This is a genomic window from Kitasatospora sp. NPDC087315 (genome assembly GCF_044744345.1).
In the GTDB taxonomy this organism is placed as follows: domain Bacteria; phylum Actinomycetota; class Actinomycetes; order Streptomycetales; family Streptomycetaceae; genus Kitasatospora.
The window spans coordinates 1-11,963 of sequence record NZ_JBIUYD010000046.1; the positions used below are offsets into that span (position 1 = coordinate 1).

Below are 11,963 nucleotides of genomic sequence, written 5' to 3' on the forward strand. Positions count from 1 at the left end.
CCCGACACCCCCGTCATCACCCTCGACGCCCGACGACGCGACAGCGCCAAAAGCGCCCTCATCACCCTCGTCGAACACGCCCTCCTCGCCCGCCTGCGGTGAGTGCGCGTCCGCTGAGACGAAGCGGCCCACGGACCTCGGGGTCCGTGGGCCGCTTCGTGGTCCGGTCCTGTTCGGTCCGGTGCTGTTCGTCGGTCCGGTGCTATTCGGTGGGCTCCAGCCCGGACCTGATCAGGCCGTAGGTGTAGGCGTCCTCCAGGGCCAGCCAGGAGGCCGCGACCACGTTGTCGGCCACCCCGACGGTGGACCAGCTGGAGGTGCCGTCGGTGGACTCGATCAGCACGCGGGTCTGCGAGCCGGTGCCGTGCTGGCCCTCCAGGATGCGGACCTTGTAGTCCACCAGCTCCAGCGTGGCCAGCTGCGGGTAGATCCCCTCCAGCGCGGCGCGCAGCGCCTTGTCCAGCGCGTCCACCGGACCGTTGCCCTCACCGGTGGCGATCTTCCGTTCGCCCTTGGCCCAGAGCTTCACCGTCGCCTCGTTGCCCGGCTTGCCGTCCGGGCCCTGCTCGCTGATGGTCCGCCAGGACTCCAGGGTGTAGAAGCGGTCGCGGCTGCCGCGCACCTCGTCCCGGAGCAGCAGCTCGAAGGAGGCGTCGGCGGACTCGTAGGTGTAGCCGAGGTTCTCCTGCTCCTTGACCTTGGCGACCACCCGGCCGGCCAGGTCGCGGTCGGTGGAGAGGTCGTAGCCGAGCTCCTTGCCCTTGAGCTCCACCGAGGCCCGGCCGGCCATGTCGGAGACCAGCATCCGCATGGTGTTGCCGACCGTCTGCGGGTCGATGTGCTGGTACAGGTCCGGGTCGACCTTGATCGCGGAGGCGTGCAGGCCGGCCTTGTGGGCGAAGGCCGAGAAGCCGACGTACGGCTGGTGGGTGGAGGGGGTCAGGTTGACCACCTCGGCGATGGCGTGCGAGATCCGGGTCATCTCGGCGAGGCTGCCGGGCGGCAGCACCCGGCGGTCGTACTTGATCTCCAGCGCCCCGACCACCGGGAACAGGTTGGCGTTGCCGACCCGCTCGCCGTAGCCGTTGGCGGTGCACTGGACGTGGGTGGCGCCGGCGTCCACCGCGGCCAGGGTGTTGGCGACGGCGCAGCCGGTGTCGTCCTGGGCGTGGATGCCGAGCCGGGCGCCGGTCCGCGCCAGCACGTCCGCGACGATGTCCCGGACGCCGGCCGGGAGCATCCCGCCGTTGGTGTCGCAGAGCACGACGACGTCGGCGCCGGCCTCGTGCGCGGCGCGGACCACCGCGAGGGCGTACTCGCGGTTGGCCTTGTACCCGTCGAAGAAGTGCTCGCAGTCGATGAAGACCCGGCGGCCCTGGGCGCGCAGGTGGGCGACGCTGTCCCGGACCATCTCCAGGTTCTCGTCCAGCGTGGTGCGCAGCGCCAGCTCGACGTGCCGGTCGTGGGCCTTGGCGACCAGGGTGACGACCGGCGCGCCCGAGGTGACCAGGGCGGCCAGCTGCGGGTCCTCGGCGGCCTTCCCGCCGGCCCGCCGGGTGGCGCCGAAGGCGACCAGCTGGGCGTGCTTGAGGTCCAGCTCGGCGGCGGCGCGGGCGAAGAACTCGGTGTCCCGGGGGTTGGCTCCGGGCCAGCCACCCTCGATGAAGCCGACTCCGAAGTCGTCCAGGTGCCGGGCAATGGTCAGCTTGTCGGCCACCGTGAGGTTGATGCCCTCGCGCTGCGCGCCGTCGCGCAGGGTGGTGTCGAAGACGTGGAAGCTGTCGTCGGTGCGGCTGCTGGCCTCGGTCATGGCCGTGGAATCTCCGTTCGGGGAGGTCGTACTGCTTGCCGGGATGGCTGCGTCCGATCGCCGCCGGCTCCTGCCGGCGGACCACGCTCCACTGTCCAGCATCCCGCGCGCACCCGGTGTCTCTCGGCCCCTTGTGGGGGCTCCGGCCGGTCCGGGGTAAACAAAAAGACCCCTCGCGGGTGCGAGAGGTCTGCGCGCGGGTCTGGACGCTGGTGGTCGCTCCGCATCGGGTGGTGCGGAAGCGGTCACTGCGGACCGGCGCGCCTGCTGCTAATAATCAGCGAAAGCGAGGACACCCTCGCAGTCTCGCACATCATCCACACTCCGGCCCGGCCGTCTCGCGATCCGAAACGGCGCAGGCCGGAGGCGGTGTCGGGTCAGACGATCTTGTGCAGCCAGCCGTGGGTGTCGGGGGCCTGGCCGCCCTGGACGGCGAGCAGGGCCTTGCGCAGCTCCATGGTGACCGGGCCGGGCTCACCGGTGCCCACGGTCCAGTCGGCGCGGGCGGACTTGACCGAGCCGACCGGGGTGATGACGGCGGCGGTGCCGCAGGCGAAGACCTCGGTGAGGGTGCCGTCGGCGTTGCCCTGCTTCCACTCGTCGGTGGAGATCTTCCGCTCCTCGACGGCGTAGCCGAGGTCGGCGGCGAGCTGGAGCAGCGAGTCGCGGGTGATGCCGGGCAGCAGCGCGCCGGACAGCTCCGGGGTGACGATCCGGGCGTCCCTGCCCTCGCCGAAGACGAAGTACAGGTTCATGCCGCCCATCTCCTCGATCCACCGGTGCTCGGCGGCGTCGAGCCAGACGACCTGGTCGCAGCCCTTCTCGGCGGCCTGCGCCTGGGCGATCAGCGAGGCGGCGTAGTTGCCGGCGCACTTGGCGGCGCCGGTGCCGCCGGGCGCGGCCCGGACGTACTCCTCGGAGAGCCAGACCGAGACCGGCTTGATGCCGCCGGGGAAGTAGGCGCCGGCCGGCGAGGCGATGATCATGAAGAGGTAGGAGTTGGCCGGACGGACACCCAGGCCGACCTCGGTGGCGAACATGAAGGGGCGCAGGTAGAGGCTCTGCTCCGGCTGGTTCGGGACCCAGCCCTGCTCCTGCTGGACCAGCAGCTCGACCGCCTCGACGAAGGTCTCGACCGGCAGCTCCGGCATCGCCAGCCGGCGGGCCGAGGCCTGGAAGCGGGCCGCGTTGGCCTCCGGGCGGAAGGTCGCGATCGAGCCGTCGGCCTGGCGGTACGCCTTGAGACCCTCGAAGATCGACTGGCCGTAGTGGAGCGTCATGTTCGCCGGGTCGACCTCCAGCGGCGCGTACGGCGCCAGCTGGGCGTCGTGCCAGCCCAGACCCTCGGTCCAGCGGATGGTCACCATGTGGTCGGTGAAGACGCGCCCGAAGCCTGGACTGGCCAGCCGGGCCTCGCGCTCCGCGTCGGACAGCGGGTGGGCGGAGGGCTTGAGGTCGAACGTGATGGGCGCCTGGGTGGGCGTGCTCATGGCTGTGTGTCCTTCACCGTGGGGTTTGTCCGGGCCGCCTCCGTCGGGTGAACGTTTCGGCGAACGAACGCACGACGGCACGGCCCACTGTCGATACTCGCATCCAGAGGGCCGTGCCGAACAGCCACAGGCTCCTTGGGGAGCCGCAAGCTGCGGTTATGTGATCCGGCCCGTCAGCCGGAACACCTTCAGTCGGATCCGGCCCGCTAGCCGGAACACCTTCAGTCGGTTCCGGCCCGCTAGCCGGAACACCTCCAGTCGGATCCGGCCCGCTAGCCGGATACTCGCCCGGCGAGCGCGTCGCCGACCTGGGACGTCGTACGGGTCCCGGTGCGCTCGGCCAGGTCCGCGGCGACCGCGGCCTCGACCCGGGCGGCCTCGGCGGCCAGGCCCAGGTGGTCCAGCAGCATGGCGACCGACAGGACGGTGGCGGTCGGGTCGGCCTTGCCCTGGCCCGCGATGTCCGGCGCCGAGCCGTGCACGGGCTCGAACATCGACGGGAAGTCCCCGCTGGGGTTGATGTTGCCGCTGGCGGCCAGGCCGATGCCACCGGTGACGGCGGCGGCCAGGTCGGTCAGGATGTCGCCGAACAGGTTGTCGGTGACGATGACGTCGAACCGCTCGGGCTGGGTGACGAAGAAGATGGTCGCCGCGTCGACGTGCAGGTAGTCGGTGGTGACCTCGGGGAACTCCCGGCCGACCTGCTCGAAGATCCGGGTCCAGAGGTGGCCGGCGTGCACCAGCACGTTGTTCTTGTGGACCAGGGTGAGCTTCTTGCGCGGGCGGGCCTGGGCCCGGCGGTACGCGTCGCGGACCACGCGCTCGATGCCGAACGCGGTGTTCAGGCTGACCTCGGTGGCCACCTCCTGCGCGGTACCGGTGCGCAGCGTGCCGCCGTTGCCGACGTACGGGCCCTCGGTGCCCTCGCGGACGACCACGAAGTCGATGTCCGGCTCGCCGGCCAGCGGCGACTTCACGCCCGGGAAGAGCCGGCCGGGGCGCAGGTTGATGTGGTGGTCGAAGGCGAAGCGCAGCTTGAGCAGCAGCCCGCGCTCCAGCACGCCCGACGGCACGCTCGGGTCGCCGATGGCGCCGAGCAGGATCGCGTCGTGGCCCTTCAGCTCCTCCAGCACGCTGTCCGGCAGCGTCTCACCGGTGCGGTGGTAGCGCCGGGCGCCGAGGTCGTACTCGGTGGTCTCCAGCTTCACGTCGGCGGGCAGCGCGGCGATCAGGACCTTGAGGCCTTCGGCCACCACTTCCTGGCCGATGCCATCACCGGGGACAACTGCGAGACGAATGGTGCGAGACATGCTCGGACCCTACTCCGGTGTCCCAGAAGCTGACATCCTGTGTCCACTATCCGGACGCGAGGCGGATCCGGGCAGCACGATGTCGACCGGGAACGGGTACTCGGTGACGAGCCGGTCATGGAAGATCCCGGTCGGGACGTAGGCGCGCGTGGCCGGGTCCCTTTCGTACGTGTAGACGACAGGTCGGCCTTCGGCACTCTCGACCCGCCAGAAGTACCGGATGCCGGCGGCGGCGTATTTGCGCGGCTTGATCTCCCGGTCGCGTGCCTGGAACTCCTCGGAGACCACCTCGACGGCGAGCAGAACGTCCTCGCCGAGGCAGAAGGTCTGCTTCAGCCCCGTGTCGGAGCGCTCGTCGACCACCAGCAGGTCCGGCTCGGGCCGGTTCCGCTTGTTCAGCTTGACCGTCATCTCGCGCCAGACCTCCCACCCGTCGGGGGCGGCGTCCTCAAGGGCCCGTTCCAGCGCGCGGAGCATCCGCATGTGGAACTTGGTCCGCGGACTCACGAAGATCAGGCTCCCGTCGAGCAGTTCGGTGTGCGGCGGGAGATCCGGCAGCCGGTCGAGGTCCTCGGCGGTGTACCCGCCGACCGGGGGGCGAAGCCAGTCGGGGTACGGCGCGACGCTCATGGTTCCTCCCATACGGGCGTCCTGGCGGCTGCTCCCAGGCTACTCGGCAGGTCCTGTCCGCACGCCACTCCGACGAGGGAGCGCGTGAGCCTCAATTCGCGCGGGGGGCACGCTTATGCTCGCGGGGATCCGGTCCGGAGATCCTCGGAGAACGGGGCACAGCAGCGTGGTCGAAACCGGCGGACGCCGAGGGCGGGAGGCGCTGGCCTGCGGGGGCGCGGCGGGGCTGGCCATGGGCGGGTACGCGGTGGCGGCGGCGCTGCGCGGGGCGTGGCCGGCCGGGGCCGCCGAGGTGGCGGTGCCGTTCCACGCCCGGCTCTGGGACCTGGTCCACGGACGGGGCGCCGGGGACCTGCTGTTCAACTGGAACAGCGGGTACGGGGCACCGTTCCTGGCCGACTTCTTCGCCTACCTGATGAACCCGTTCTCCTGGCTCGCCGTCCTGCTGCCGCGCGACCAGGGGCAGCTCGCGGTCTTCCTGACCACCCTGCTCAGCATCGGCCTCGGCACCGCGCTGATGGCCCACGTCCTCGGCCGGCTGTACCCAGGACCGCGCCGGCTGCGGGCCCTGGCCGCCGTCGGGTACGGGCTCTGCGCCTGGGTGCTGGGCGTCGGCGGGGCGGCGCCGATGTGGCTCTGGGGCCTGGTCTCGCTGCCGCTGCTCTGCCTGGCCGGGGACTGGTGTCTGCACGAGCGCCGCTGGGCGGCCGGCACCCTCTGCGTCGCGCTCGCCTGGGTGGGCAACCTCTACACCGCCGCGATGGCCACGATCATGGCCGGCCTGGTGCTGACGGTCCGGCTGCTGGCCGTCCGGCGGCCGTTCAGGACCGTGGTCCGGGTGACCGGGCGGGCCGTGACCATGGCCGCCACCGGGGTGCTGCTGGCCGGGCCGGTGCTGTTCGTCGCCGTCCGGGCCGCGCAGGCCGCCCAGCCGGAGTCCCCGGCGCGGCCGGTCGGGCCGTCCGGGCTCGGCGGGCACCTGGCGCAGCTGCTGCCCGGCACCCGCACCGGCCGGCCGCTGCCGGACGTCGCGATCGGCCTGCTGGGCCTGCTGCTGGTGGCCGGGCTGCCGTTCAACCGGCGGGTGCGGGCCCGGACCAGGCTCGTCTGGTCCGGGCTGCTGGCGCTGGTGGTGCTCAGCTTCGTCTGGACGCCCACCGTGCTGGTCTGGCACGGCCTGGCGATCCCCGCCGGCGGCCCGTACCGGGTGGCGTTCGTGCTCAGCGGTCTGCTGGTGATGGCCGGCTGGGTCTCACTGGCGCACCGGCCCGACCTGCTCACGCTGCTCGGCGGCGCCGCGCTGGTGGCGCTGGTGGCCGGTCTCGCGGCGGCCCGGAAGTCCGTCCCGGCGTCCACCTGGGTGCTGCTCGCCGTGGGCGGCGCCGTCCTGCTCGCCGCGCTGTGGACGCTGGAGCACCGGCACACCGACCGGCGGGCGGGCGCCGTCGCGACGGCGGCGCTGGCCTGCGCGGTGCTCGGCGGCGCGGTCTGGTCGGCGTACTCGGCGCTGGGCGCCACCGCGCCGGGCACCGCCGCCGGGGCGCCCGTCCGGGCCGGGTACGCGGCGCTGCGGCAGGCCGCCGACTGGCCCGCCGGCCGCGGCGACCCCGGCCCGCACGCCTTCACCCCGAACGACCCCCTGCTGCTGGACGGCCAGGGCGGCGGCTACTCCAGCGGCTACCTGCCGACCGTCACCGCGCTGCTGCTGCACGACCTCGGCGCCGGGTGGACGGCCGGCGGCCGGCGGACCGGCAGCGTCACCGACCCGGTCGGGCGGGCCCTGTTCGCGGTGCGGACGTACCTCGCCGACGGGCCGCCGCCGGACGGTTTCACGGTCGGCCGGGCCGCCGCCCCGCCGCTGGTCACCGTGGTCCCGGCGGACGCGGCGGCGGACATCTCCTCGGTCTGGTCCCGGCAGGAGTCGCTGCTCGGCAGCCGGGTGTGGGACGCCCCCGAGCCCGCCCCGGACGGCGGCCCGGTGCCGGCCCTGCACGGCACCAGCGGCTGGTCCGTCCCCGCCACCCCGGCGGGCACGGAGGGCACCGTCTTCACGGCGGGCTGTACGCCGGGCGGTACGGCGTACTTCCACGGGGTCTGGTTCAACGGCACGGTGAGCGGTCTCGGCACCACCTACCGCAGCGAGGGCGAGCAGCCCGCCACGGCCGTCCCGGTCCATCCGCTGGGGCCGGTGCCCGCCGACGGCCGGGTCCGGGTGGTGCTGCGGGCGGACGCCGTCACCCAGGTCCCGGCCCGGCCGATCGGCTGCCTGCGGCCCGGCGCCCTGGAGGCGGCGCTGGCGCGGATCGCCACGACCGGCGCCACCCGGGTGGCGGTCGGCGGGCACACCGTCACGGCCGCCCTGCCGCCGGGCAGCACGGGCACCGCGCTGCTCTCCGTCCCGGCCACCGAGGGCTGGACCTGCGCGGCCGGCGGCGGGCCGTACGCGCCGCCCCGGCCGGTGCTGGGCATGATCGGCGTCCCGCTCGGCGGCGGCGCCGACCGGATCGGCTGCGTCTTCCGTCCGCCCGGCCTCACCGAGGGGCTGACGGTCGCCTCGGCCGCCGCGGCGGTCACGGCGCTGGCCGCCGTCTTCGGCCGGCTCCGCCACCGCACCGCCCGGCCGCCCCGCCGGGTCCGCCGGGCGGCCGCGGCACCGCGCTGACGCCCCCGGGCTCAGGGCAGGGTGACGATCTCGCCCCGCCGGCCGTCCCGGTTGAAGTGGTGGAGCAGCAGCAGACGGGACGCGTCGCCGTCGGCCCGGCGGACCTCCAGGGCGCCGCCCGGCGGCACGGCGGACGCCACCGCGGCCGGGCCGCCGAGGCCGGCCCGGACCTCGACGGCCGGGTGCAGCACGTCGACGGCGAGGGTCGGGCGGGTGCCGCTCAGGCCGATGGCGGAGAAGGCCTCCTCCGGGTGGGGCCGACCGCCGGCGGGGCCGGTCCAGAGGCCGTAGCGGATGGTGCTGTGGTCCGCCGTCAGGCCGGGCAGGGCGCTCAGCCGCACCGGCAGCACCAGCGCGTCGCTGTCCAGCAGCGCGGTGTCGCTGTCGCCCCAGCGGGCGTTGAGCGGCTGGACGTCCAGTTCGGCGCCGGTCCTGGCGTCGAGCGCGCGGGCCACCAGGACGTCGCTGCCGGGCAGCCGGTCGGCCTTGACGATGACATCGGTCTCACCGTCCCCGTCGGTGTCCAGCGAGGCCCGGACGGCGAAGACGCCGACGGGGGTGGCGGCGGGCGCCCAGAGCTGGGCGCCCAGGTAGAGGGTGCCCTCGGCGAGCGGGTCGCCGCCGGCGGCCGGGGCGTCCGAGGCGGCGCCGGCCGCCCGCAGGTTGGCGGCCCGGTCGCCGGGGCGTTCGACGCAGATGTCCTCCGGGGCGCCCGCCCCGCCGGTGCCGTCCTGCGGCACGATGCCCGCGCCCGGCCCGACGGCGGCACCGCTGTCCGGCGGGCAGTCCACCCAGCGGGGGGCCTCCCCGCCGAGCGCGAAGCCGCTGACCAGGCCGGGCTGCTCCCCCGGCGCCGCGGTGCCGCCGAGGAGGACCAGCGCGCCCGAGGGGGTGGGCAGCACCGGCGCCGCCGCGCTCAGCTCGGAGACGGGGCGCGGGGCGGCGAGGACGGGCACCCGCAGCCCGGGCAGGGCACGGTCCGAGACGGGGGTGAGCAGCACCCGGCCGGAGAGCTCGCCCCGGTAGCTGCGGGCCCGGCCGCCCTGCAGGGTGTCGATGGTCGGGTCGGGGGTGCGGCCGAGCCGCCCGGGCACGACCAGGGTGACCCGGACCCGCGCGGTGCCCCCGGCGACCACCGCCACCTGGGCGGGCGCCACGTCGAACCGGGCGCCGGGGAGTTCGGTGGCGGCCGCGTAGCCGGTGCGGTAGACCACGGTCGTGTCGGACAGGTTCCGGACCTCGATCTCGCGGGTGGCGGAGAACGGCCCGCCGACGTCCACCGGGCCGAAGGAGACGCCGACGCCGCCCTCCGCCGCGCCCTCTCCGGCGGCGTAGGCGACGGCGGGGGTGCGGACGGCGCGGTCCACCTGGGCCCGTCCGGCGCCGGTGCGTTCGGGCCCGTAGACCGGGCCGCCGTGGTCGTCGCCGAGCCAGGTGTCCCCGGCGGTGTTCATCAGCGCGGCCTTGACCTGCTCGGCCGTCCAGTCCGGGTGGGCGGCGCGGACCAGCGCGGCGAGGCCGGCCACGTGCGGGGTGGCCATCGAGGTGCCGTCCTCGCGCTGGCCGCCGCTGCCGCTGCCGACCAGCGCGGACCAGATGGTCTCGCCGGGGGCGGCGAGGTCCGGCTTGACCACGCCGGGCACGCCGATGCCGCGCGAGGTGAAGTCGGTGAGGGTGTCGGTGCGCCACGGCTGGTCCTGGGAGACCGTGCCGTGCAGCCGGCCGCCCGGCTCGGCCAGCCGGACGTCGACCGGGCCGGCGGCCGCGCCCTGCCGCAGCCGTTCGCCGTCCTCACGGGCGAGCAGCGCGACCGGGACGCGGTCGTTGCCGGAGATCTCGGCGAGGTGGTCGTCGTCGGCGGCGAGCAGCGCGCCGATCGCTCCGGCGTCGGCGGCGTGGTCGGCGCGCGGGGCGGAGCCGCAGGCCCGTTCGGACTCGCGGGTGTGCCAGACGAGGACGGCGATCTTCCCTGCCAGCCGCTGCCGGTCGGCCTCGCCGAAGGCCGTGCAGCCGTCCGGCTGGTCGACGGGCAGGGCGAGTCGGCCGCTGACGTCGGCGGTGGACCAGCCCTGGTAGCGGGCGCTCCAGTGGGCCGGGACGACGGCGGCGAGCGGCTCCGGGGCGAGCACGGTGATGCCGTCGGCGTCGCTGTGCGGATCGACGGAGGCGGCGACGGTGACGGCCCGGGCGGCGGTGCCCGGGCTGCCGCCGATGCCGTAGACGTCCCCTTCGTTGCCCGCGGCCGCGACCACCACGGTGCCCAGTTCGGCGAGGCGGTCGGCGGCGACGGCGTCGGCGTCGTCGGTGGCGCCGAACCGGCTGCCGAGCGAGAGGTTGACGACGTCGAGGCGGTCGCCGAGGTCGCCGTCGCCGTCCGGGTCGGCGGCGATGTCGAGCGCCTGGGCGAGCTGGTCGGTGGAGCCTTCGCAGCCGAAGACCCGGAGCGCGTACAGCTGCGCGCCGGGCGCGGCGCCGGGGCCGACCTTGAAGTCCGCCGGGTCCAGGCCGGGCCGGTACGGGCCGCGGTAGGGCTGCCCGTCGGCGGTGACACCGAGACCGGCGGCGGTACCGGCGACATGGGTGCCGTGGCCGTGCCGGAGGCAGTCGATCGGGTTGTCGTCCGGGTGCGGGACGGGCTGGTAGTGCGGGGAGGACGGGTCCGGGTCGTAGTCGTCGCCGACCAGGTCGTGGCCGCCGACCACCTTGGCGTTGGGGAAGAGCCCGGCGGGCGCGGTCGTGGCGCCGTCCACCGACCGGAACGCCTCCTCGGTGCCGGGGCCGCCGAAGTCCGCGTGGGTGTAGTCGATGCCGCTGTCGATGATGCCGATCCGCACGCCCTGGCCGGTGTTGCCGTCGACCGCGTCGCCGGACGGACCGGCCCAGAGCCGCGGGGCGCCGGTGAGCGGGACGGAGTACGCGTTGTCCCGCTGCTTGCGCGTGATCGGGTGGACGGCCCGCACGCCCGGCAGCGTGCGCAGGGCGGGCAGCCGGTCGGCGGGCACGGTGACGGCGAGGCCGGTGAGCAGGGTACGGGTGCGGTAGAGCTCGCGGGCGGTGGGCACCGCGCCGCGGACGGCCCCGGCCAGCCCGTCGAGCGCGCCGGAGGCGGCGGTCCGCCGCTCGGCGCCGGCCCGGGCGGCCTCGCGGCGGATCTCCTCCGGGGCGCGCTGGGCCCGCCGGGCGTCGGCGGCGGCGCGCCGCCAGGCGGGACCGGCGGCCTCGGTGGCGAGTTCGAGCAGCACCGAGACCGGCTGCCCGGACGGCGGGTGGGCGGCCGCGGCCGCGCCGGGCGGCGGCCCCTGGGCCTCCGCCTGCCCGGCCGCCGGGGCGGCGGCGGTGAGCACGACCGGCCCGGCCAGCAGCGCCAGGGCGAGGCCGATCCTGGTGAGCGGACGGTGGACGGGTGGCTGACGCACAGGACCCTCTCCCCCGGTAAGGGGGGCTGATCCGCACACCGTGTCGCTGACGCCCGCCGGTGCGGACGTCGATCACCCTTCCGGGGGCCCCAAATTAGGATGATCGCGCCGGGGAATGCGAGCAACTTCCCTCGAACGGCGGCCACTTGCACCCTACCGGGTGATGCGGCGTCAGCCCGTCCGAGGTAATCGGCCGATTATCACCGACTCCGCCGAAAGGCCCTGCCGGCGCCCGACCGGGGGATCCGGCAGGCGGCACCCGACCGGCGGATCCGGTCAGAGGTGCCCGGTCACGCCGCCGTTGTCGCGACGGTCCAGCGCGCGCTGGAGGGCGGCGGCGGCGAAGGGGTTGCGCTCGGCCGCACGGCGGCGGCGCGGGGCCCGGGCGGCCGTGGCGGCGGGGGCGGGAGTGGTGTGACGGTCTGCGGCGGGGGGCATACCGGGCTCCTTGATGCGATGCGCACAGGCGGGCGCAGAGGGTGGGGAGGGTGGTACGCGGAGCAGGGATCGCCTGCCCGTCGGGCGTACGGGCGCACACGGGCCGCGCACCCTGGCTACAGGGGCGGCACACCGTCTGGCCCTTTCACGGTACGGCCCCGACCGGGCCGTGTCTGCACGAATACTTGGATTTCCTAGTATCTGAGA

The 11,963-nt window shown here is 75.0% G+C and carries 7 protein-coding genes and 1 pseudogene; 2 read left to right on the forward strand and 6 right to left on the reverse strand.

Translation table 11 applies throughout. The features are described from left to right. Nucleotides 1-102 (forward strand): annotated as a pseudogene (locus tag ACIO5D_RS37710) (ATP-binding protein); the annotation flags it as partial. Between the two features lie 100 nt (nucleotides 103-202). On the opposite strand, the gene cimA reads toward ACIO5D_RS37710, so the two are convergent. The 4 genes from cimA to ACIO5D_RS37730 form a co-directional block, all read right to left on the reverse strand. Further along, the gene (gene cimA / locus ACIO5D_RS37715) at nucleotides 203-1,810 is read right to left on the reverse strand and encodes a citramalate synthase (RefSeq protein WP_363610803.1); all 1,608 of its coding nucleotides are present in this window, start codon (nucleotides 1,808-1,810) and stop codon (nucleotides 203-205) included. 377 nt (nucleotides 1,811-2,187) lie between these two features. Beyond that, entirely contained in the window at nucleotides 2,188-3,300 is a 1,113-nt protein-coding gene (locus ACIO5D_RS37720) for a branched-chain amino acid aminotransferase (RefSeq protein ID WP_363610801.1), read from the reverse strand. 272 nt (nucleotides 3,301-3,572) lie between these two features. After that, nucleotides 3,573-4,610, reverse strand: a complete 1,038-nt coding sequence (locus tag ACIO5D_RS37725) for a 3-isopropylmalate dehydrogenase (protein WP_363610799.1) — start codon at nucleotides 4,608-4,610, stop codon at nucleotides 3,573-3,575. 9 nt (nucleotides 4,611-4,619) lie between these two features. Further along, nucleotides 4,620-5,240 carry a Uma2 family endonuclease gene (locus ACIO5D_RS37730; protein WP_400800788.1) on the reverse strand — a complete coding sequence of 207 codons (621 nt, stop codon included), beginning with the start codon at nucleotides 5,238-5,240 and terminating at the stop codon, nucleotides 4,620-4,622. A 166-nt stretch (nucleotides 5,241-5,406) separates the two neighbouring features. Between ACIO5D_RS37730 and ACIO5D_RS37735 the strand changes: the two genes are divergently transcribed. Then, nucleotides 5,407-7,902 (forward strand): YfhO family protein, encoded by a 2,496-nt coding sequence (locus tag ACIO5D_RS37735; protein ID WP_400800791.1) that lies wholly within the window; start codon nucleotides 5,407-5,409, stop codon nucleotides 7,900-7,902. Nucleotides 7,903-7,913: 11 nt separating this feature from the next. Here ACIO5D_RS37735 and ACIO5D_RS37740 read toward each other — a convergent pair whose 3' ends face one another. Both ACIO5D_RS37740 and ACIO5D_RS37745 read right to left on the reverse strand, forming a co-directional pair. After that, a complete protein-coding gene (locus ACIO5D_RS37740) occupies nucleotides 7,914-11,318 on the reverse strand; it encodes a S8 family serine peptidase (RefSeq protein WP_400800794.1) in 3,405 nt (1,134 codons plus the stop codon). A 276-nt stretch (nucleotides 11,319-11,594) separates the two neighbouring features. Beyond that, on the reverse strand, nucleotides 11,595-11,756 hold the full coding sequence (locus ACIO5D_RS37745; protein ID WP_363610791.1) for a hypothetical protein: 162 nt from the start codon (nucleotides 11,754-11,756) through the stop codon (nucleotides 11,595-11,597). Nucleotides 11,757-11,963: the final 207 nt, after the last annotated feature.